This is a genomic window from Chitinophaga terrae (ex Kim and Jung 2007) (assembly GCF_900107795.1).
GTDB classification, from domain to species: domain Bacteria; phylum Bacteroidota; class Bacteroidia; order Chitinophagales; family Chitinophagaceae; genus Chitinophaga; species Chitinophaga terrae.
Window position 1 is genome coordinate 14,738 of sequence record NZ_FNRL01000017.1, and the last position, 23,066, is coordinate 37,803.

Genomic DNA, 23,066 nt, shown 5'->3' on the forward strand with positions numbered 1-23,066 from the left:
GTCTTTAAACCCCGTTTCCCCGCAACAATCTGAGCATTTTCCTACTCATTAACTGGTATTGTTCATTCAAATAGTATGTTCGTTCCCGTATTTTGGTGTATTCTTGCAAAAATGAACAGAAGCAGAAGACCCCGGGTATAAATTTTGTTGTACCCCCGGTCTATACGCTCCGGTTATACTATCCTATAGGTAAAGTAAACCATAAGCGTGCTTTTACGTTTATATTCAGTAATTATCTCTAATAACACATAGTGACAGAACCAACAGAAACCGGAGAAAAACATCACCGTCGCTGGTGGCGATGGTTGTTGTGGATTTTTGTTGCGGTGCTTTTATTGCCCGTAATGGCTGTTTTATTGCTTCAACTGGAAGGCGTTCAAAACTATTTGAGAATTGAAGGCGAAAACTACCTTCAGAAAAAACTAAATACCAAAGTTCGTATAGGCTATCTCCGCGCAAGAGGATGGCAATACCTCGAACTCAGGGATGTTTATGTAGCTGATACCTCCAATCAAACCCTTTTCTATACGGCCGACCTCAAACTTCGTTACAACCTCCTGGCGTTGATCAGCAACGAGTTAAGGGTCGACAGGTTAGACTGGGACACTGTTATCGTTAACGCCTACCGGAAACCCGGTGATTCGACATTCAACTTCCAGTTTGCGATCGACGCATTCGTTAGTCCTAAAAAAGAACCAGATACCCTGGCCGAAGCTTCCGGCACTACCATACAATTCAGGTTAAAAGATCTGAACCTGCGAACTATTAAACTGCAATTCCAGGACGCCCTGACAGGCATGCACGCCGTAGCAACTTTCGATAGCCTCCATGTAGATCCGGACGACCTGTTGATCGACGACGGGATCTACGCTTTCAGGAATATTACCCTGGATGGGCTGAAAGGCTTCTTCCGTCAGAAATATATCCCCACGGCTGTTACAACAGCCGCTCCACCGCCGCCGAAAGAAGATACTTCGGCAGCTTCCCTTCATCTGCTTCTTAAAAAACTGGCTATCACGAATAGCTATTTTTTATATGAAGACGAAGGCTCTGGAATATCCACTAACTGGAAGATCACTAAACTTCAATTGAAAAACAGTAACCTCGACCAGGATTCGACACGCATCCAGATCGGCGATCTCGCTATAAACGGCGCAGCAGGTTATGTAATGATGGCGCCAGGAAAAGCGCCTGCCCCGGCAACGCCGGCAGACACTACCCCGAACACCTGGAAGGTCTTTGCCACAAACGTGAACCTCGATAGGGTAGTCACCCGTTACGACAACGGCGGACCGGCCCCTAAAGCCGCAGGCCCCAACCCCGATTACAACCACCTTTTACTGCATAACATTACAGCCAAACTTCACAATATCAGGTATCAGCCGGATAGCATTTCGGCCATTGTAAAAGCTTTATCGGCTAAAGACAAATCCGGGTTCACACTACGTAAAGCCAATATGGATGTAGTATTTACCCCGCAATCACTTACACTCAGCAACCTGCTGATACAAACCAACAGGAGTATATTCAGGAAATCTATTAAGGTTACCACTCCGGGCTGGTCTGTAATGGCCGATCACCTGGATCAGTTGGGAATAGACGCAGACCTGGATTCTGTTAAAGTTGCTTTGGGAGAATGGCTCCCGTTTGTGCCCAATGCCCGCCAGAATAAATCTTTTCAACCGCTGTGGGATAAAAATATTTCCCTCTCGGCTATCTTAAAAGGGAAACTGGCAGATCTGGCTATCAAGCAGCTTTACCTGGCAGATAACCAGGGCAATATCATTAAAGCCAGCAATAGCCAGGTTATGCATGCAGCGGATATGAACAAGTTCTCTGCTTACCTGCCCGACCTATATATCGAATCAGGAAATAAACAGCTCCGTTCATGGCTGCCTGCCGGCACGCTGCCGGATACCCCGCGCCTCCCGGCTCATATGGTCATTACCGGGATGTTCAAAGGCGGCATCAATAACATGATAACTGCCCTGCAGTTAAAGAGCGATTATGCAACCGCGACAGTCAATGCCCGCCTGACAAATATCACAGACAGCATCAGGAGCAGCTATGCCGTGAATATCCCGCATTTCAGGGTGAACCCCGGCTTCCTGATGTACGATACTACCATGGGCTGGATGACGGGTCGACTGGAAGCTAACGGCCAGGGCTATACTATCAGTAAGATGGCCGCCAATGTAAACGCCCAATTGAATGAAGCAACCTTTAACAGGTATACCTATCATGATATTAATGTAAATGGTGAGATAAGCCATGGCGACTTCCATGCGCAGGGAGAGAGCGCCGATTCCAATATCATTGCACAATTTGATGTAAAGGGACAACTGACAGATTCCACGGCCAGCGACCTGCATCTGTTCCTCGACCTGACCAAAGCGGATCTTTACGCCACCCATTGGTATAGTGAGCCATTAATGCTGAAAGGAAAGCTCGATGCCAACTTCAAGAGCATTGCCCCTGAAAGGGTAGAAGGTGGCGCTTTCCTTACCAACTGGCAGATTGCAACCAATGAAACGGTAATTCCTGTAGATAGCACGGCGTTAATTGCCACTTACACCGATCAGCAATATGTTACCCTCCATAGCCCCCTGGGTGTTATTAACGCATATGGACACATGGACTATCGCAAGATCGGGGCTGCTTTCTCCGGCATTATAAATAAGCCGCTGACGCCGATCGACTCCGCTAACGTCATCCAAGTGCCTTCTAACCAGGTACTGGCCTGGAATGCGTCCCTGCTCTGGCCTAAATCATTGCAGGCGCTGCTTCCTACGTTAAAAATGAATGTGCCGCTTACAATGGAAGGCCGCCTGAACAGCGACAGCAGCCTGCTCTATGTACATGCGGCATTGCCAAAAGTAAGGTACGATTCGCTGGCGATTGACAGCTTCCGCTTATATGCCCGGATAATAGATACCACGCTGAATACCTATGTGGCTATCTCGAAGATGGATCATCCCACCTTCCCGCTTTATTACACTTACGTTGCCGCCAAGGCAAATTCAGGAAATGTTGATTTCAACACCCTGCTGACGGATGCTAAAAGGCGGCCTAAATATAAGTTCGGGGGATTATTGTCGTTCCTTAACGATAACGCAATTGCATTATCCCTGAAACCGGGCATTTTGCTTAATAAGGAAGAATGGACCGTAGACAAGGATAATATCTTCCGGCTCAAAAACGGAATGCCGGATACCGCAAACATTAAACTATCTCACGATGGCCAGGCTATTCACCTGTTCACCCAGGCGGATACCAGTTCCGTACCTTCTTTGGCAGCAAAGATCACCGACTTCCAGTTATCTACCATTACCGGTTTGCTGGCAACAGATACATTACTGGCAAGCGGAGTGTTGAATGCCGACGCCGTTGTTCGTAACTGGAATGCTTCTCCACTGGTTCAGGCTACATTAAAAGTAGACAGCCTGAAAGTGAAAAACTCAACACTGGGTACGCTGGATGCAAAAGTAGAGAACAATACTCCTGACCAATACGGCCTTACTGCCAACCTGCAGGGTAACGACAACGACGTAAGGGTTGAAGGAACATATGATTCTACTATCAACGCCAAATTAAACATCAATAAGCTGAACATGGCGTCGCTGGAGCCTTTTACCGGGGGAACCGTTTCCAGGATGTCGGGTAGCGCCAATGGTCAGTTCACTTTCAGCGGAACTACTTCAGCTCCGCATATCCTGGGTAACCTGCATTTCGATGAAGCGTCCGGAATGGTGAACATGATAGGTACTACCTTCCGTTTACCGAATGAAGATATCCTGATCGATGAAAAAGGCATCCAGATGAATAACCTGGTGATTGCCGACAGCGCTAACAACGAGTTGGTAGTGAATGGCCGGATCAATACCGAGGACTTCTCACGATTCCTCCTGAACCTGAATGTGAATGCCGAAAACTTTATGGTGCTTGGCAGCCAGCAAACGCCGGATCAACTGGTTTACGGTCCTGCATACATAGACAGTAAGATCTCTGTTCGGGGTTCCCTGGATCTGCCAAGGATAGATGCTGCTGTGAAGCTCCGGGATAAGTCGAGCGTTACCATGACGCTGCCGCAGGAAGAACCGGGTATTGCCAACAGGGAGGGAGTTGTAGAGTTCATTGACCTCTCTAACCCCATCGATTCCGCAATGCTGGCTAAAAACGACAGCTTAAGATATAATACTACCCGCCTTAAAGGCATGTTCCTCTCAGGCACTTTGGATATCACTCCCGAATCGCTGCTTAAAGTGATCATCGATTCACAGAACGGGGATTATGTTCAGGCAAAGGGTTCTGCCAGTCTTAACGCCACTCTCGACCCCAGCAGCAAGTTAAGTTTAACGGGCCGCTACGAGATCAATGAGGGTAAGTATGAAATGTCGCTGAACCAGCTGATCAAAAGGTCTTTCAACATTGAGAAAGGCAGTTCCATTACCTTTAGCGGCGAGCCTACCAATGCGGATATCGACATTACAGCCAAATACACTGTAAACGCCGCAGCCTACGACCTGGTGGCAGACCAGTTGCAAAGCATGTCGGCCGAGCAACGGAATACTTATCGCCAGAAATTTCCTTTTATCGTTTACCTGATGATCAAGGGAAGCATGTTGAAACCTGATATCAGCTTCCAGCTCGATATGCTGGAAAAAGACAGGAACGTGCTGGGTGGCAGTCCGTATAACCGTATCAAACAGATCAACCAGGTACCGTCTGAACTGAATAAACAGGTGATGGGCTTGCTGGTATTGAATACCTTCATTCCGGAAGATCCCACCAATACACTGGAAAGTACCGGTGGCGGAGTACAGCAGGCGGCAAGGAACAGTGTGAGCAAGATCCTTTCCCAACAGCTGAACAACCTTGCCGGCAACCTGATCAAAGGGGTTGATCTGAATTTTGACCTGAAGAGTGAAGAAGATTATTCTACAGGCTCGGCGCAGGAAACAACCACGTTAAATGTTGGCGCTTCAAAGAGATTGTTCAATGATCGTTTAACCGTTTCCGTTGGTTCCAATATTATGCTCACCGGTAATACGCAAAACGCCAGCTCATTAATTGGCGATATTTCTGTTGAGTATAAATTGACCCGCGATGGCCGGTACAGGATCCGTGTTTACCAGCACAACGACAATACTACCGTGATAGAAGGCCAGATCGTGGAAACGGGTGTAGCATTTGCCCTGGTAATGGATTACGACGAGTTCAGGGAAATATTTCAGCGCTCAAAGGCAGCTGCACGAAAAGAACGCCTGCGGAACAACAAAAACAAAGACACTAAAAATACTCCAACCACTGATGCGAATAAGAAGTAACCATATATTCGTTTCCTGTATGCTGTTCTGCTGCATTGTACTGCTTATCAGCGGCTGCAGCACCACCCGTACCGTACCGGAAGGGGATAGGTTATATACCGGCAGCAAGGTTACATGGACGAACGATACTGTTACAAAGAAAAGACCTAAGGATTATGGCTCGCTGATGTCGGGACTCGAAAAAAGAATAAGGCCTAACCCTAACAGGAAGTTTTTAGGTATGCCTATAAAGCTCTGGTTATACAATCTCGGCAAAGAACCCAAAGGGAAGGGACTGAATTATTTATTAAGAAAGAAATGGGGAGAGCCGCCTGTTTTACTCAGCTCAGCGAAACCAGACTACACTTCAGACATATTGGAAAGTTACCTGGTAGACAATGGATTTTTCCAGGCTGAGGTAACAAATGCCATTAAATATTCCGGTAAGAAGAAAGCCAGTATCAACTACACTGTATCTCCTAATCACCGTTATACCATCAACCGGGTAATGTATATTATGGATACTCACTGGCTGGGCAGAACTATCCTGAAATCCAGGGATGGAAGTTCCCTGATCGCAGGAGCGCCCTATTCACTGGACTCCATCAAAGCCGAACGGGAGCGCATACACGCTTACCTGAAAGAACAGGGCTATTACTATTTCACTCCCGATTACCTGATCGTGCAGGCTGATAGTACCCTGGACGGAAAAGTCAATCTCTATGTAAAGGTAAAAGACAACACGCCAGCGCTGGCGCTTCGCCCGTACAAGCTAAGAGATATCACCCTGTTCCCGGATTATTCGCTGGACAACGATTCCACATCAACCCTGGGTACGCCGGTGAATTATAAAGGCATTTATATTGTAGACTCTGCACACCGGTTCAAATCTTCGGCCTTCGACAGGTCGGTGTTCCTCCGGCCGGATAGCCTATACCGGCTCAGTTCACACGATATTACCCTGCAACGCCTCATCAACCTGGGTGTGTTCAAATTTGTAAAAGGACAGTTTTCGCCGGTTCGCGATACCAGTAAACACAATATTGTTGGGGGCAACCCGAATGCGATCCCAAGAGATACTTCCATGAGAAGAAGAAGGGACTCAACAGCCGTGAGAGATACGTTGTCGCGCATCAACTACGCTACAATGCTGAACAACCGCTTTTCTCTTGACAGCGGCTGGCTGGATGCTAAATTCTACCTTACCCCTTACCAGCGCAGATCATTACAGGCAGAACTGCGTGGTACATCCAAGTCGAACGGTTTTATAGGATCACAGGTAAACCTTACCGCCAAAAACCGCAACTGGCTGCACAGAGCAGCTTTACTGGAAATCGGGTTGAAAGGAGGTATGGAATGGCAAACAGGTAATAAATCAGCCGGCGGGTCCAACTCCTACATGCTGGGGGGCGAAGTAGCCGTTACCTTCCCAAGGTTTATCACGCCTTTCAAAAACCTGAACATACGTACTCCCTATGTTCCAAGGACGAGGATAAGTGCCGGGTATGAACTGTACAGCAGATCAGACCTGTATAACCTCAACGCATATACGTTGCAGCTGCAGTATTTATGGCAGAAATCACAATACCTGAATCATAGCCTGGCTCCTATAGCAGTTACATATGTATTGCCAACAAAAACCACTGCGGCTTACGACAGCATCCTGAAGAACGATCCGAGCCAGCGTTCAGCTATCGAAAAGCAGTTCATTCTCGGGGGCAATTATACCATTACCTACAATACGCTGCAACCTAACAAGGTCCACAGCTTCTTCGTAAGCGGTAATATAGATATCTCCGGAAACATAGCCGGATTGATCATCCCTAAAAATGATACCGGCCAGAAAACCATAATCGGCAACTCTTTTGCCCAGTACGAACGGTTTACGCTTGAAGGCCGGCATTACTGGAAAATAGGTAATGGCAAGCAGTGGATCAATCGTTTATTACTCGGGTACGGGCTGCCATATGGCAATTCCCAAACCCTGCCTTTCGTGAAGCAGTTCTTCACCGGTGGTAGCAGCAGTATAAGGGCATTCAGGGCCAGAACACTGGGTCCGGGTTCTTATCACAACCCGGCGGTTGACTCATCTGCCCTGCTGGCCAATGAAGCAGGAGACATTAAACTGGAGTTTAACTCGGAAGTTCGCATCCACCTTGCCAGTGTATTCAATTTTGCAGCTTTTGTGGATGCCGGTAATATCTGGTTGCAGAAAGATGTACCAGATAAACCTGGAAGTAAATTCAAGTTCGATTCATTCTATAAGGAGATCGCTGTAGGCGGCGGTATCGGGTTGCGTATAGACGCTTCTATTGTGGTTGTAAGGCTCGACCTGGCAACTCCATTCAGGATACCCTATCTGCCAGAGAAAGAACGTTGGGTCTTTAATAAGATCAACTTCGGCGATCCTGAATGGAGGAAAAAGAATTTAATCCTGAATATCGCGATAGGTTATCCATTCTAATTAAATGCTGATATCCCTGATATGTTTGTAGTTCGATTTTACTGCATCAAAAACTTCGTCGTACCTGCCGCCTAATATCAATTTGCTCATCCATAAAGCAAATCCTTTCATCTGTGAAAATTCAATCTTAGGCGGCATTGCCAGGGAAGTTGGATTGGTGAATATATTTACCAATACAGGACCCGGTGTTTGCAAAGCCATAGATAAGGTATTCTCAAGGTCTTCGGGCTTACGTACGCTGAAGCCCTTTATCCCCATTGCTTCCGCTACTGCTGCAAAATCGGGGTTTACCATATCTGTTTGCCAGTCGGGCAGGCCGGCTACCTCCATTTCCAGTTTTACCATCCCTAATGACCGGTTATTAAACACAATCACTTTTACAGGGAGTTGGTATTGCTTTATGGTAACCAGGTCGCCCAGCAGCATAGACAGGCCTCCGTCGCCGCACAACGCAATAACTTCCCTGCCAGGGCGGGCCAGCGCAGCGCCAATTGCCTGTGGCATTGCATTAGCCATAGATCCGTGAACGAACGAACCCAACAAAACTCTCTGCCCTGTTCCCTCCAGGTACCTGGCTGTCCACACGTTTGTCATCCCCGTATCAACAGTAAAAATTGCATCAACAGCAGCAAGTTTATTCAAGACGGCAGCAACGAATTCAGGGCTGATCGCGTCTTCTTTTCCTTTATCTTCCACATATGTCTGCATCCGCACCTGCACTTCTTTATAAAATTCTACCATAGCATCCAGGTAGCCCTGGTCAGTTTTTTCTTTCAGCAAAGGAAGCAGCGCCTTTAACGTGTCGCCTACGTCGCCGCATAGCCCCATTTCCAGGGCAATTCTTCTACCTAAGCGTTCAGGCCGGATATCTATCTGTACAACCTTATTATTTTCAGGCAGAAAAGGAGTGTAGGGAAAATCTGTTCCCAACAGCAGTACTACGTCTGCTTCATGCATGCTTTTATAGGCAGATGCGATACCCAGTAAGCCGGTCATTCCAACTTCGTACGGGTTATTGTGCTGTATTCCCATTTTTGCACGGAAAGAATAGGCTACCGGAGCTTTCAGCAACCGGCTCAACGCTATGACATCGTCGTGTGCTTCAACGGCGCCAAGGCCGCAGAAAATACATATTTTGCTTTCGCTGTTCAGCAACTCAGCCAGCGCTGTAATCTCGCTGTCCGACGGCCTGACGATGGGGTTAGGTTGGTAGATCTTCGTAGCGGTGGTAGTTTCTTTTGCGTCTTCAGCGGCCACATCCCCCGGCAAGCCAAACACCGCCACGCCGCGTTTATGTACTGCATGCTGCAAGGCTGCCTGCAACATTTTCGGTACCTGGCCGGCGGTAGCCGCTACCTGGTTGTAACAACTGCAGTCGTCAAACAACTTAATGGTATTGGTTTCCTGGAAGTATCCCATCCCGAATTCGTCTGTTGCGCAGGTAGATGCAATAGCAATAACCGGGGCGCCGGAACGATGAGCGTCATATAACCCGTTGACCAGGTGAACATGCCCTGGCCCGCTGCTGCCGGCACAACAACCCAGCCCGTTCAACTGGGCTTCAGCACCGGCGGCATATGCGCCTACTTCCTCGTGTCGCACATGGATCCACTGAATTCTTCCATCGCGTCTAATAGCATCATTAAGATGGTTCAAACTGTCTCCTGTTACTGCATACAAGCGCTTAACCCCTGCATTTGCCAACATTTCTACTATCTGATCTGCAACTAATTTTGCCATAGATTATTTTTTTGAACTGATAACAGCTTTGAATAAACATTGTTCATACGGGGTATTTTAATATTAATACCCTGTATTTTTACCTTATTTTTAGACAGCAAAAATTACCGTCTATGTTACCTATCCCTGCGCCCTGCCGACTACCTGTTTTCGGCCTACTTCTGCTTATATCCGCTACTCTGGCGTCCTGTGCCCGCAAAGTCACGGAAACCGGGAAAGCGTCTTACTACGCCGACTCTTTCAATGGAAGGAAAACAGCCAGTGGTGCAATCTTCCGCCAGAATAAACTGACAGCTGCCCATAAAACATTGCCTTTCGGAACCAAGGTGACGGTGATCAATATAGCAAACGGAAAAAGCGTTAAGGTAACGATCAACGATCGCGGGCCATTTGTACAGGGGCGGATCATTGATCTTTCTTCCAAGGCGGCAAGAAGAATAGGTATGATCAATACCGGAGTGGCTAATGTTGAAGTAAAGTATAAGAAGAAGAAAAAATAAGCAGGAGGCTAACGCGCTCCTGCTCAGTTTCTTAGCCTAGCTGTGAAACGCCTCCGTTGTTAGCTCCGGCCACTCTGTTGTGAGGACCTTCCGCAATCTCTTCGACCATCTTTTTACAGAAAGCAGGCAGGTCGTCGGGAGTCCGGCTGGTTACGAGACCTTTATCTACAACCACTTCCTGGTCGAGCCACAAAGCGCCCGCATTTTCAAGATCCGTTTTCAGCGACCGGTAAGAAGTCACTTTCCGGCCATCCAGCTCCCCGGTTTCGATAAGCGTCCATGGCCCGTGGCAAATAGCGGCAATCGGTTTTCCTTCATCGAAAAAGCCGGTTACAAATGCCACCACCTTATCGTTAACCCGCAGGTGATCTGGGTTCATTACCCCGCCAGGCAAAACAAGGGCATCATAATCACTGACTACAACATCCTCTATATTTTTATCTACCTGGTATTCCTTGCCCCAGTCGGTTTCTGCCCAGGCTTTAACCGTTTTGTCTTTAGGCGAAATTATCTCAGCTGTGGCGCCAGCTTCTTTCAGCGCGTCCAGCGGCTTTGTTAATTCTACTTCTTCAAAGCCATCGGTCACTACTATGGCAACCTTCTTGTCTTTTAATTGTGTTCCCATAACCCTATGTGTTAAATGATGAATAATCCGGATTATGGCACAAAAACGATTCCTGCAATCAATCATCTTTGACAGGGGGGATCAACAAGGATCAGCGTGTTTAGGGCCTGTCTATTTTCTTTCTCAGATCGTTGAAATTTCTCATTGCATTGTCAATTTTGCCAGGGCTCACTTGTATATGTAGGCGGTTCGGCTTTTATTTGTCTGACATACTTTTAGAACAATGATCATGAAAAAACTAATGGCTACGATGGTGGCTGCTGGCTTTGCCATTGCCTCCTATGCCCAAACATCAACCATCCTGCTTCCCGGCTTTACCGCATACGCCGAACCTGACGAGCAAAATGTAACTATCAGCCAACAAAAAGGCGTCATAGGTTGGAAAAGCAATAAGGCTACTGTCACTTTTTATTTCTGCACACCCGCAGCCGGAGATCTGAAACTCGCTGTTCTGGCTAAAGCAGCTTCCGACAGCAGGATATCCGTTTCTCTCGCAGAACAAAGTAAAGAAGTAAGCATTCCTAACAGCAAAGACTATACGACAACACCAGTTATGGATGTGAAAATTCCTCAACCCGGTTTTTATCGTATCTCACTGAAAGGGCTTAATAAAAAAGGGGCACAGTATCCTGATATCAAAGGAGTAGAGTTATCTGGTGAGCTTGCCCGGAATATTCAATATAATCCCAAACCCTGGCGCAGGGCCGCATCCGTGCATTTAGGCTATACGATTCCTGAAAATAAAAATGCCGAGTGGTTTTATGGTGAAATAAAAGTGCCTGCAGGAGAAGATAAGCTGGATACATATTTCATGTCATGCGGTTTCCACAGGGGCTATTTTGGCATGCAGGTAAATTCGCCAACCGAACGCAGGATCATTTTTTCGGTCTGGGATGCAGGCGGAGAGCCGGAAGAGCGCAGTAAAGTAAAGTATGAAGACCAGGTAGTTCTGCTGGCAAAAGGCGACAGCGTATATGCGAGCGGGTTTGGCAATGAGGGAACGGGCGGCCATAGTCATTGGATCTATAACTGGAAAGCAGATCAGACCTATCGCTTCCTGATGCACAGTGTTCCGGCAGGCAACACTACAACATATACTGCATACTTTTATGTACCGGAACATAAAGAATGGAAAATGATTGCAAGCTTCAGGGCGCCTAAAGATGGGAAATACATGGGGCATCTTTATTCTTTCCTCGAAAACTTTGGATTTGAGAACGGGCAATGGGAACGTAAAGGATATTTTGGCAATCATTGGATTAAAACAGACAAAGGTGAATGGATAGAACTTACCCGGGCTAAATTCACCAACGATGCTACAGCCAAAGCAAAAGACAGGATAGATTACGGAGGAGGCAGCGAAAATGGCTGGTTCTATTTATGGAACGGCGGATTTAAACCCGCTAATGCACAATATGGCGATGTGTTTGAAAGGCCCGCCGGTGGCGTACCTCCAACAATAGATCTTCCGAAGTTCTAAAAAAGTATAGAGACTGTATCAAAACTATCTGCCCCTGGGAATTGCATAATGACCCAGGTGCAAAATGTTTTTGATACAGTCTTTTTTTTTAAGTTATTGTCTATATACCCTATAGGACAAAAGTGGCGCAGATATTTTTGCTGTTTTTCACATTTCCTTTTTTAAGGGCTGGGGGGAGCTATTGATTTTTTTTGGTTTAAATTCATAGCAAAATTTTCTGGCAGTATGGCTTGGCGCAAAAATTTACCCATTACGGATGTAGTTCAGGTTTTAAATCCCTTTAAAGTAAAAAAACAGCGGATTATGAACTTTAATCCGGCTGCGGGGATATCTGTGCGGCAACCAGCCGAAAAAATCCAGATCACTGTATTTGATTATAGTGCAGAATCCTGTTCCCAGATTGTATTAAACAGCGTCGAAGAAACATTTAAATACCTGGAATCGCCAACCTTAACCTGGATCAATATCGATGGCTTGAGAAAGGAGGAGGTGCATGCCATTTGTCAGCAGTTTTTAATACATCCTTTGCTGGAAGAAGATATCCTGAGCATTGGTCAACGAGCGAAGATGGATGAGATCAATGACCGTCTTTTCTGTTTGCTGCCGATGATCTATTTCAATAGTGAAAGCGCCTCGGTAGACCAGGAGCAGGTAAGTATTGTGATGGGCAAGAATTTCGTGATCTCTTTCCAGGAAGATCCGACCCGGGATGTGTTTGATCCTGTAAGGAACAAGTTATCCATCAAGGGTTCCAGGATCCGGAATGGGGGAGCAGATTACCTCTGTTACGCGCTGCTGGATGTGATCGTGGATAATTATTTTATGGTGATGGATAAGTTGGGAGAGCGGATAGAGATGATGGAAGACATTGTACAGCACCAACCTAATACCAGGGCCCTGGCCAGGATCAATTATCTGCGTAGGCAGATATTTCTTTTCAAAAGGGCTATTTCACCGGTACGGGAATTAGTGAATGGCTTCGTTAAAAGCGAGAGTGATCTCCTGGAAGACCATGTAACGAAGTACTTTAAAGATGTATACGACCATATAGTTCAGTGTAACGACCTGGCAGATAACTATCGCGATATGGTACTCAACCTGCAGGAGATGTATCATACCCAGCTGAATCTCAAAATGAACGAGATTATGAAAGTGCTGGCCGTAGTTACTACGCTGATGGCGCCGCCTACTTTGATAGCAGGCATCTACGGCATGAACTTCCATAATATGCCTGAATTGGATAGCAAAAACGGGTACTACTACACCCTTGGAGGGATGGGACTTCTACTCCTCCTGATGATCCTTGTTTTCAGGAAGCGGGGATGGTTCTAAACCTTCTTTTTATATACGGGAACGGTAGAACAAGGCTCTCCATACATAATGCTTTTGGCAACCGGGCGTAACAGCCTGGTGATCTCTGCATAGGCAACCTCTCCAACACGTTTATCTCCACACCCTTTTATTACAATCCTTTTATCATGAAATGGGGCCAGATCAATTTTCGCAAGATTTTGCAGGTATAATGTCTTATAAATAAAATCTGCATCTCCGAAGGCCGCATAATTTGCTACCGGTTCCAGGTTGGTCATTACCAGCATATATGCCCACAGCGGGATCACTGCATCTGCTGTGCAAACAAGCCCTACGTTTTTCCCCCGGTATTGTTCCCAGTCCAGCGCCTGCATGCTGGCCCTGAAATCCTTTTCTTTCAGTATCATACCCATAAAAAGGTAATCCTTCATATCGAAGGTCACAATCTCACCTTGGGGGTAAAAATCCTCTAAGTCGATGGTTTCCAGTCCACTCTGCGCTACTTTATTTATTATTTCGTCCATTTCTTCTCTTTTTACCTAACAAATTTACGAATCATTCAAAAGAAAAAGGGAGACTATAAAGCCTCCCTTTACTATGTCAGTTAAAAATGTTTTGACCTTAGAAGAATTTACTCCTGGTATCTTTTACGTCGCTTAATTTCTTCAGCGCCGGCATTAATTGCTGATCCAGCATCAATCTCATGTTTTGCTCATATGCAGCTTGCACGGTGGCAATGTCCTGAGGCTGCTGGCCGGATGGCTGGAAGTTATCCACTTTGATAACGAATACGCCTGCATTACCCTCAATAGGAGAAGATACTTTAGCGGTACCCCAGTTCTTATTGAAAGAAGCGCCCACAACACGTGGCTCAAAGTTGAGAGAGGCCACGAACGGAGAAGCGAAGTTCACATTCTCAGCTTTCAGCACTGGCTGATTGGTTGAAGAAGCAGCAGCTTCCAGGGAAGCAGGAGATTTCAGTTTAGCGATGATCTGTTCTGCTTTCTTGTGTTTCTTCACTTCAGCTTCTACCTGAGGTCTTACTGCTGATAATGGGGCAGTTCCTGCTTCAGTAACATTGGTTAAAACTGCTACCACATATTTATCGTCGAACGTAAATACGTTGCTTACGCTACCAGTTTTGGATTCATATGCCCAACGAACCAGTTCACGCGCCTGGCCAATACCGGCAACAGAGAAATCCATTGGTCTTACATCTGCAATTCTTTTGTTCAGCTTCTCTTTCTGAATAGTGTTCTGGAAATCGTTAGCTGAGCTGTGTGCTTTAGATGCGAAATCGCTGGCTGCAGCAAACATAGTGTTATTGGTTTCCTTGCTGGCATCCACTGATTTACCAAGGTAAGCTACTTTAATAGCAGGGCCAATGTTCTTTTGTTCCAGGATTTGGGTTACGAAATACCCAACAGCAGTTTTAACTGCTTTGATTTCGCCATTAGCGCCTTCCAGGGCAAACTCCTTAAACTCAGGGAAAGCCTGGGCGGTAGGAGTGATATATCCTTCGCCGTGGTTGTTTTCTTTATCCGGATCGTCAGAATACTTAGCAAGCAATTCCTGGAAGTTAGCGCCGCCACGAAGAGCTACAGCAATACTGTCGGCTCTTTTCTTAGCAATGGAATCAGGAATTCCACCCTGTGGACCGGAAGCAATAACGATCTGGCGAACTTTTACAGAATCCGGCAGGTTTTTACGGTCTACCATTTTAGCATACACGATCAGGTTACCATCATAATATGGACCGAAAGTGCTGCCTACAGGCAGGTTCACGATAGAATCTTTCTGCGGAACATTTACCATGTTTTTGGAAACATAACCATCGTAATATTTAATATCAGAGTTGCGGTTAATGAAACCGGCAATTTCTTTAGTGGTATCCAGTTCCTGTTTCAGAGCAACGATCTGTTGGATAGCGGCAGTAGAATCTGCGCCGGAAGGGATTGCATCGAACGACACAAATTCAACTCTGCGTGATTCTTCCACTTCGAACAGTTTCTTATGTTCGTCTATGAACCTTTGCAATTCAGCTGTAGTTACTTTAACAGCAGAATCGGAGATGGTAGCATAAGGAACGCTTACATAAGATATATTAGCTATCTGGCTATTATCTGCCTGGTCTTGCTTCGCCAACCATTTAGGATAATAGATACCTTGTCTTATTAATGTTACATATTTCAGTTGCTGTTGGTATTTAGCAACCATTCCCTGTAATTCATATATGCTTTCGCGCAAATTAGGGTTAGAGTTGCCCTGGCTTAATGCATTCCTGATAGCGTCGCGGTCTACAACTCCGTTACGGGAAAATTGCTGGGCAACGATCGGGTTTACCGTTTTACCATAGAATTGGTCTACAACTTCTGCGTCGGTAGCTTCAATTCCGAGCTTTTTATATTGTTCGCCCATGATTTGTTCAGTCAGAAATTCTTCCCATACTCTCTCACGAATGCTTTCACGCATCTGGTCATCCATATTAGGATACTGAGAACGCATATTGTTTTCTGCAATCTGAATACGACGCATGTATTCCGCTTGATCAAGCTCTACACCATTTACCTTACCAGCTGTAGTATTTCTACGCATAAAGGAATTTTTGCCGAAGAAGGCATCCTGCAATAGGAAACTCGCTATTGCCACGCAGATCACCACAATGATCGTTACGGCATATTTGTCCCTGATTTTCTGAATTACTGACATATATTATATAGTCTACATTTTTAAGGTTAGCAAAAATAGAATAAAATAACTGTAACTGCAAAAGAGTATTTTTTGCCTTCTAATCCAATACAGGCAAGGGTTCCAGCGGTTTATAACACTAAAGTGGAGCGAAAAGCATTAACAGGTTTTCCACACATTGGGACGTTTTTCACCGTTATATTTTTCAATATTTTAGGTTTCTGAAAGGGTTCACTGTGCTGCTGTTTCATGAAATTTGGAGGCAATACTTCCCCGTTAGCTTATTCACAATTGTTGAAAACGTAAAAATGCCTATTCACATAAAAATGTGAGTAAATGGCTCTAAAATCGTCTAAAACAAAATTTGGGACGTTAAACGTCCCAACTCTGTTTTTTTCCACAATAGATGTGTAAAAACCCCTGTAAAACGTAAAATAACGTGGGAAAAGGTGCCTTTATACACAGGAATAAAAAATTTTGTTATTCTCCGTTTTTTGTCCCTAGTTTTTTCCAAGGCGAAATTGTGAATAGTTAAGCTCGTCTTTTAACATTTTCCTAATATAGGGTTAACATTAATTTTTTACACGAACAACGATATCCACGTATGTGGATGAAAATAGGAAAATCCAGTATTGACGCGGAAACAGCATGTTAATTTAATGTGGAAAGCGTAGTAAAAAATAATAACAACTACATTTGTATCAAACTCGGAAATTAGATTTCCACAAATTCACAGCCCTAATAGTAGTGGGCTTTTTCTTTTAAATAAATAAATAAGTATATAGCTATGATTATGGAAATCGCTGACGCGAAAAAAAATTTGCAGCGAAAAGGTTTTTTAGATATAGCCGTTGATCCAACGTTAGACCTCTTTGCAGTGATAGAAGATCTGAAAAAGAAAAAGAATGCCATTGTGCTGGCTCACTACTACCAGGAGCCAGACATCCAGGATATTGCCGATTACATTGGCGACAGTTTAGGACTGAGCCAGCAGGCCGCGAAAACAGATGCTGATATCATTGTTTTTGCCGGCGTGCACTTTATGGCTGAGACAGCCAAAATTTTGAGTCCCCAGAAAAAGGTTTTGCTCCCCGATCTGAAAGCGGGATGCTCGCTGGCCGACAGTGCGCCTCCGGAGCTCTTTAAGAAGTTCAGGGATAAGTACCCGGATCATATCGTGATTTCCTACATCAACTGTTCTGCGGGTATCAAGGCGCTCAGCGATATCATCTGTACCAGTTCTAACGCCGAAAAGATCATCGAAAGCGTTCCCAAGGATCAGCCGATCATTTTTGCCCCCGATCGGAATTTAGGCGCTTATTTGATCAAAAAAACGGGTAGAGACATGGTTTTGTGGAACGGAGCCTGCATGGTGCATGAAATATTTTCCCTGGAGAAGATCACAAAACTGAAAGTACGTCACCCCGAAGCGAAGATCATTGCACATCCTGAGTGCGAGCCGGCGGTTCTGGCGCTGGCGGATTACATCGGATCCACAACTGCGTTGCTGAAATACAGCAAACAGGACAGTGCGAAAGAATTCATCGTTGTTACTGAAACCGGTATCCTTCACCAGATGGAGAAAGAGAATCCGGACAAAACATTTATCCCGGCGCCACCCAACAATGCTTGTGCTTGTAATGATTGTCCACATATGAAACTGAATACGCTTGAGAAACTGTATTTGTGCATGGAATATGAACAACCGGAGATCACGATGGATGAATCGCTGAGGTTAGCTGCCTTGAAGCCAATCGAACGGATGCTTGAAATCAGTGCTAAAGCCGGCCTCTAGTGTAAGTTGTTGAAAATCAACAACGAAATGGCATCATTCTGTTAATATCTTTATTAAGGTCCTGGGGATAAAAATATCTCCAGGATTTTTTTTGCCCATAATTTATTCGGATTCAATGATTTAATTACTCCTTCCTATTTGTTGATATCCGGTGAATTTCCTGTTTATAATGCGTTGAAAAGTAAAAATGAAGGCGCTGAGATTTTGATATTTAAATTATCCATTGGGTAGGTACGGGATTATTTTGAATATGCGATTCTCATGAGGCTGCATAAAGGTTGAGAATAGCGTAAATGTGAATTCATTTGTGGATAGATCGGAATATTTTATTATCAACTTGTGCGGAAGTGGATTTTTGCTGTGGATAACCGGTTATTTTATCCCCATATTTGATCGAATTGAAAAAAATGAAGGCCCTGAGATTTTGATATTTGTAACCTCCCGTTGGGTTACCCCAGCGTTCTTTTATATACTCGATTGTCAGATGGTTGGCTATGCGCTGAGAATCCTTTAAACGTTAATTATCTGGTGGATGGACGGGGATATTTTATTATAGCCCCGCTCCTTAAAGAGCTTCATTTTAATGTTCCCGTTTTTCTACTACGAATCAAAATTCATAAAATAAGTGCGCTGAGATTCTGGTATTTAAATAACCCGTTGGGGTAGGCCGAGCGACGTTTAAATACGCGATTCTCATAAGACTGCCTAAGCGCTGAGAATTGTGTAGAAACTAATTTACTTATAAGCGGGAGGAGATCTTTTAATGTAGGACTGCTCACGAGAATATTTTCGTTATTTCTCTTATCTCAATTAACATCAACAAAAATGAAGGCGCTGAGATTTACCTATTCATTTTTTTCGTGTGGTTACCCTTGATGTTATAATTTCTATTGGATTGTCAGCGCTTTACCAACAGCGTGTAGATTATTTACTGACGTAGCCCATGCGATCGGGTCAAAATCTGTTGAATTCTCACGGCCTAAGGAAAGCGCTGAGAATTGAATATTTTTCCTTCACTCCGGTATTGGCTGCAATTCTGAATTGTATTTAACTGTGAGAGCGCTGGCAACAAAATAAGAATCCAGTGTACTGTTTTATTTGGCCACGGTATAGGAGGGAGGCGTTACACGCTTGTTAGTCTGCAGGGCATTCTACCTTTTGATGCCCCTGAGGTTTAAATATTTTGTTATTGTACGTGGTATCCCTTTGATTATAATTTTGATGCGATCCTGGAAGGCAATATAATGAGCTGAGAATGCTATATTCTTGGATTTTCCTTGGTGGGTAGGAGATCAGGTAATTTGTGTCGTTTTGGGAAGGTCATATGTGGCCTGAGAAATTGACACAGAATAAATGAGTGGGTGTATGGAATGAAATAGATGGCTACGCAATTGTAAGGGCTTAAGGAGTCTGCTGAGCATCTGGTTGTTATGTTTGTCCTGGGGAAACCCTTGCGAAAAAAGATATGATGAAATCTGGCGGGGTGGTTTTGTGCCGATGAAGTAATGTTAGAATGAACTCGGATTTGATTTTTGAATGAGGATTAGAGATCAAGATTTTTTACCAAAGAACGATGCCCTTTCAGAATAAGGCTATGCCTGATGTTTGCTGCAAGGGGTGGGGATCTCAATACAATATGTGAGTGGTTTGTATTTTTTATAGGTATGCACTCTATATATATTGTATAAGGGAGTTTTACGTGAAGAAATAGATGTGGATGGTTGGATCGTTATACTAAATTTTCGTCCTGGTTTAGAGAAATCTGAACCGGATCTCATTTAACCGGCGCTGACATTTATTTATATTAGGAAAGTGGAGTGGTTGAGTGTTATTTTAAAGTATTGATTGGGATTTTTTTAGAAGAATCGTCGCTGAAACACTTCCCTTTTTCGTTCAGTCAGCTTTTTTTGCTGAATTTGACCTTTTGCTTGGCCACTTTTCACGATTTTTCGGCCATTTTTTGCTTTTTCGGACCATTTTTGCCCATAAAAAATGGGTATTCTCTCTGAAATACCCATTTTTCAAAAATTTTTTTGATCAAAAATTTAGATTTCTTCTACCCAAATATGATCGGCTTCAGTTTTACGTAAAGACAGATTATATCCTGCTACTGAAATAGAAATTGGATCTCCTAGGGGAGCAATTTTTTCGATTTTTACTTCTTCACCGGGAACGCAGCCCATTTCCATTAGTTTGATGTGAAGATCGTCTTTCTCGAACTCTATAATTACTGCACTTTTCCCTGTGCTAAGGGAAGACAATTTTATTGCGCCCTTTTTCATGTCCTGCGTATTATTCTGATTTAAATCTTTGTTCCCTTATGCTTTGGGAATTAATTCGATGGATGATCTAACAAAGTTACCTTTGTATCCTCAATATCCAAAAAGAAAGGTGGAGCTAAACATAAATTTCACTTTATTTTTACATCCGTTTTTTTAAAGTAATAAATGGCTATACAATTTACATCTCACGAGGTTAAGGATCGTTTGAAAGATAAAAGGAGACTGAAGGGCTTCCTGAAAGATCTTTTTGCAGCTGAAGGACAAGATCTGAAGAGCTTGCATTATATTTTCTGTAATGATGCCTATCTACTGGAGATAAACCAGCAATTTTTAAAGCACGATACCTATACCGACATTGTAACGTTTGAAATGGGGGAAGATCCTGGTATTACCGAAGGTGAAATTTATGTGAGTACCGACAGGGTGGAAGAGAATGCGGAGAAATTCGGTGTTCCGTACGAACAGGAGCTTCACAGGGTTATTTTTCACGGTGCTTTACATCTTTGCGGCTTTAAGGATAAAAGCAAAAAAGAAGCTGAGCTGATGAGAAGCAAAGAGAATGAATATTTGAGTAAATACTTCGGTGCATAATGTAATGTTCCACGTGGAACATTATAAGTCTTTAGTCAAATACGCATAACCGAATTCAAACACTTAATGTTCCACGTGAAACATAGGTAAATTGTTAAAGCTCCTATGTTCCACGTGGAACATTATAGTTTATAGGGAGAATCTCCCTTCTTCTATGTAATTTTGCACTTTCCAAAAACGAATTATGTTTCCATCATACGATGTAATTGTTGTAGGCGCTGGTCATGCTGGTTGTGAGGCTGCCGCTGCTGCTGCTAATATGGGTTCCAAAGTATTATTGGTAACCATGAACATGCAAACCATTGCCCAAATGAGTTGCAATCCCGCTATGGGGGGAATTGCCAAAGGACAGATTGTTCGTGAAATAGATGCCCTTGGAGGGTATTCCGGTATTGTGACCGATCAATCTATGATCCAGTTTAGGATGCTTAACCGTTCCAAGGGACCCGCTATGTGGAGCCCGCGCACCCAGAACGACAGGATGTTGTTTGCAGCCAAATGGAGAGAAGCCCTGGAGAAAACGCCAAATGTGGACTTTTACCAGGATATGGTGAAGGGGCTTTTGGTAAAAGACGGCAGATGTTATGGCGTTATTACAGGGTTGGGCCACGAGATTAAAGCAAAGGCTGTAGTATTAACTAATGGAACGTTTTTGAATGGAGTGATCCATATCGGCGAAAAACAATTCGGCGGAGGAAGAGTTGCAGAGAAAGCTGCAACGGGCTTAACCGAACAGTTGGTTTCCTTGGGGTTTGAAAGCGATCGTCTTAAAACCGGCACACCTCCCAGAATCGACGGACGAAGCCTGGATTATTCCAAAATGGAAGAGCAAAAGGGCGATGATGAAATCGTAGGATTCTCTTACCTGGATGTTCCTAAGGTCACCCCGGCACAGCAAAGAAGTTGTTGGATCACCTATACCAGCGAGGCAGTACATGATATGTTGAAAACGGGGTTCGATAAGTCGCCTATGTTCCAGGGACGTATCCAGGGAACAGGACCTCGCTATTGCCCAAGCATCGAAGATAAAATAAATCGCTTCGCCGAAAGAGAAAGGCACCAGCTGTTTGTTGAACCTGAAGGATGGGATACCGTAGAGATATACGTCAATGGTTTCTCTACTTCCTTACCGGAAGATGTTCAAATGAAAGCGCTTCGCCTGGTTCCCGGCTTCGAAAACTGCCGGATGTTCAGGCCCGGATATGCCATCGAATATGATTTCTTCCCGCCTACACAGCTGGAGTTCTCTTTGGAGACTAAACATGTTCAGAACTTATTTTTCGCAGGACAAATAAACGGTACCACCGGGTATGAAGAAGCTGCCTGCCAGGGTATTATGGCAGGTATAAACGCTCACCTGAAAAGCAGGGAAGAAGCTCCTTTTGTACTGAAAAGAAGCGAAGCATATATTGGCGTACTCATAGATGACCTGATCAATAAAGGAACAGAAGAACCTTATCGCATGTTCACCTCCCGCGCCGAGTTCAGAACGTTGCTGCGACAAGACAATGCCGACCTCCGTTTAACCGAAAGAAGTTACAAAATGGGACTGGCAAGTGAAGAGAGAATGCAGAAAATGCTGGCAAAAAGGAATGGTGTAGAACAGGTCAAAAAGATACTGAAAGAACTTTCAATAGAACCAGAAGAGATCAGCGGTTTGCTGGCAGAGAAATCTTCTGCTCCATTATCTCAAAAACAAAAAGCACATCAGATCCTGTTACGTCCCAACCTGGATATTTTCTCTATGAAAAACCAGGTGGAGAAAATTAACCAGGCATTAGCAGACTTCGATAGGGAAACATTAGAGCAGGCCGAAATCCAAATTAAATACGATGTATACATCGAAAAGGAAATGGAACTGGTTCAGAAAATGAGTCAACTCGAAGACCTGGCCATTCCATCCAACTTCGATTATAACAAATTGGTTTCCCTGTCTGCCGAAGCAAAACAAAAATTCAATAAGATCAGACCACATACGCTTGGTCAGGCCAGCAGGATAAGCGGGGTAAATCCGAGCGACGTACAAATCTTAATGGTATATATGGGTCGATAATCTCTATCTACCTAAAACAGAAAAAAGACCTGGAAAATATTTTTCCAGGTCTTTTTTTGCGCTTTTTTCAAAAAAATTAGTGTTTCCCTGAAAAAATCGACCTTCAGAAATAGGTCAATTTTTGAAGATCTCACTGGAGTTGAATACTTATGTTATAAAATGGTATGAGGCCGAATATGAGGCTAAAAATGCGTAATTTCATAACAGAAGGCGAAAAAGGTCTAAAAAATG

General features: G+C 44.4%; 13 protein-coding genes. 8 read left to right on the top strand and 5 right to left on the bottom strand.

The genetic code is table 11. From position 1 onward, the window contains the following. Window positions 1-251 precede the first annotated feature (251 nt). Complete coding sequence (locus BLV62_RS17625) at window positions 252-5,327, top strand: translocation/assembly module TamB domain-containing protein (RefSeq protein WP_139170256.1); 5,076 nt, start codon at window positions 252-254, stop codon at window positions 5,325-5,327. Continuing rightward, window positions 5,311-7,770, top strand: a complete 2,460-nt coding sequence (gene tamL / locus BLV62_RS17630) for a translocation and assembly module lipoprotein TamL (RefSeq protein WP_089763289.1) — start codon at window positions 5,311-5,313, stop codon at window positions 7,768-7,770. The genes BLV62_RS17625 and tamL overlap by 17 nt, the downstream gene beginning before the upstream one ends. On the opposite strand, the gene BLV62_RS17635 is transcribed toward tamL, so the two are convergent. Further along, the gene (locus BLV62_RS17635) at window positions 7,771-9,510 is read right to left on the bottom strand and encodes a thiamine pyrophosphate-dependent enzyme (RefSeq protein ID WP_089763290.1); all 1,740 of its coding nucleotides are present in this window, start codon (window positions 9,508-9,510) and stop codon (window positions 7,771-7,773) included. It abuts the gene before it with no gap. Window positions 9,511-9,623: 113 nt separating this feature from the next. Here BLV62_RS17635 and BLV62_RS17640 point away from each other — a divergent pair, with 113 nt between their 5' ends. Then, complete coding sequence (locus BLV62_RS17640) at window positions 9,624-10,010, top strand: septal ring lytic transglycosylase RlpA family protein (RefSeq protein ID WP_089763291.1); 387 nt, start codon at window positions 9,624-9,626, stop codon at window positions 10,008-10,010. A 31-nt stretch (window positions 10,011-10,041) separates the two neighbouring features. Here BLV62_RS17640 and BLV62_RS17645 read toward each other — a convergent pair whose 3' ends face one another. Beyond that, window positions 10,042-10,635 carry a type 1 glutamine amidotransferase domain-containing protein gene (locus BLV62_RS17645; RefSeq protein ID WP_089763292.1) on the bottom strand — a complete coding sequence of 198 codons (594 nt, stop codon included), beginning with the start codon at window positions 10,633-10,635 and terminating at the stop codon, window positions 10,042-10,044. Between the two features lie 229 nt (window positions 10,636-10,864). Between BLV62_RS17645 and BLV62_RS17650 the strand changes: the two genes are divergently transcribed. Continuing rightward, window positions 10,865-12,115, top strand: a complete 1,251-nt coding sequence (locus BLV62_RS17650) for a DUF3472 domain-containing protein (protein WP_168927892.1) — start codon at window positions 10,865-10,867, stop codon at window positions 12,113-12,115. Window positions 12,116-12,418: 303 nt separating this feature from the next. After that, entirely contained in the window at window positions 12,419-13,447 is a 1,029-nt protein-coding gene (gene corA / locus BLV62_RS17655; RefSeq protein WP_225889628.1) for a magnesium/cobalt transporter CorA, read from the top strand. On the opposite strand, the gene BLV62_RS17660 is transcribed toward corA, so the two are convergent. Together BLV62_RS17660 and BLV62_RS17665 are read right to left on the bottom strand one after the other, a co-directional pair. Then, window positions 13,444-13,950: a DUF2480 family protein gene (locus BLV62_RS17660; RefSeq protein WP_089763295.1), complete on the bottom strand. Its 507-nt coding sequence runs from the start codon at window positions 13,948-13,950 to the stop codon at window positions 13,444-13,446. The two genes, corA and BLV62_RS17660, sit on opposite strands and share 4 nt — an antisense overlap. Before the next feature lie 97 nt (window positions 13,951-14,047). Further along, window positions 14,048-16,135, bottom strand: a complete 2,088-nt coding sequence (locus BLV62_RS17665) for a peptidylprolyl isomerase (RefSeq protein WP_089763296.1) — start codon at window positions 16,133-16,135, stop codon at window positions 14,048-14,050. 772 nt (window positions 16,136-16,907) lie between these two features. On the opposite strand from BLV62_RS17665, the gene nadA reads away from it, so the two are divergent. Further along, window positions 16,908-17,909 (top strand): quinolinate synthase NadA, encoded by a 1,002-nt coding sequence (nadA, locus tag BLV62_RS17670; protein WP_089763385.1) that lies wholly within the window; start codon window positions 16,908-16,910, stop codon window positions 17,907-17,909. A gap of 2,045 nt (window positions 17,910-19,954) precedes the next feature. Here the strand turns inward: nadA and BLV62_RS17675 are convergent. After that, on the bottom strand, window positions 19,955-20,191 hold the full coding sequence (locus BLV62_RS17675; RefSeq protein ID WP_089763297.1) for a FeoA family protein: 237 nt from the start codon (window positions 20,189-20,191) through the stop codon (window positions 19,955-19,957). A gap of 165 nt (window positions 20,192-20,356) precedes the next feature. On the opposite strand from BLV62_RS17675, the gene ybeY reads away from it, so the two are divergent. Further along, the gene (gene ybeY, locus BLV62_RS17680) at window positions 20,357-20,782 is read left to right on the top strand and encodes an rRNA maturation RNase YbeY (protein ID WP_089763298.1); all 426 of its coding nucleotides are present in this window, start codon (window positions 20,357-20,359) and stop codon (window positions 20,780-20,782) included. Between the two features lie 184 nt (window positions 20,783-20,966). Then, window positions 20,967-22,835 (top strand): tRNA uridine-5-carboxymethylaminomethyl(34) synthesis enzyme MnmG, encoded by a 1,869-nt coding sequence (gene mnmG / locus BLV62_RS17685; RefSeq protein ID WP_089763299.1) that lies wholly within the window; start codon window positions 20,967-20,969, stop codon window positions 22,833-22,835. Window positions 22,836-23,066 lie beyond the last annotated feature (231 nt).

What these genes read in the sequence shown, in the direction of transcription:
- tamL (WP_089763289.1), top strand. Translation starts at nt 5,311, where the DNA reads ATGCGAATAAGAAGTAACCATATATTCGTTTCCTGTATGCTGTTCTGC.
- BLV62_RS17635 (WP_089763290.1), bottom strand. Translation starts at nt 9,510, where the DNA reads ATGGCAAAATTAGTTGCAGATCAGATAGTAGAAATGTTGGCAAATGCA.
- BLV62_RS17640 (WP_089763291.1), top strand. Translation starts at nt 9,624, where the DNA reads ATGTTACCTATCCCTGCGCCCTGCCGACTACCTGTTTTCGGCCTACTT.
- BLV62_RS17645 (WP_089763292.1), bottom strand. Translation starts at nt 10,635, where the DNA reads ATGGGAACACAATTAAAAGACAAGAAGGTTGCCATAGTAGTGACCGAT.
- BLV62_RS17650 (WP_168927892.1), top strand. Translation starts at nt 10,865, where the DNA reads ATGAAAAAACTAATGGCTACGATGGTGGCTGCTGGCTTTGCCATTGCC.
- corA (WP_225889628.1), top strand. Translation starts at nt 12,419, where the DNA reads ATGAACTTTAATCCGGCTGCGGGGATATCTGTGCGGCAACCAGCCGAA.
- BLV62_RS17660 (WP_089763295.1), bottom strand. Translation starts at nt 13,950, where the DNA reads ATGGACGAAATAATAAATAAAGTAGCGCAGAGTGGACTGGAAACCATC.
- BLV62_RS17665 (WP_089763296.1), bottom strand. Translation starts at nt 16,135, where the DNA reads ATGTCAGTAATTCAGAAAATCAGGGACAAATATGCCGTAACGATCATT.
- nadA (WP_089763385.1), top strand. Translation starts at nt 16,908, where the DNA reads ATGGAAATCGCTGACGCGAAAAAAAATTTGCAGCGAAAAGGTTTTTTA.
- BLV62_RS17675 (WP_089763297.1), bottom strand. Translation starts at nt 20,191, where the DNA reads ATGAAAAAGGGCGCAATAAAATTGTCTTCCCTTAGCACAGGGAAAAGT.
- ybeY (WP_089763298.1), top strand. Translation starts at nt 20,357, where the DNA reads ATGGCTATACAATTTACATCTCACGAGGTTAAGGATCGTTTGAAAGAT.
- mnmG (WP_089763299.1), top strand. Translation starts at nt 20,967, where the DNA reads ATGTTTCCATCATACGATGTAATTGTTGTAGGCGCTGGTCATGCTGGT.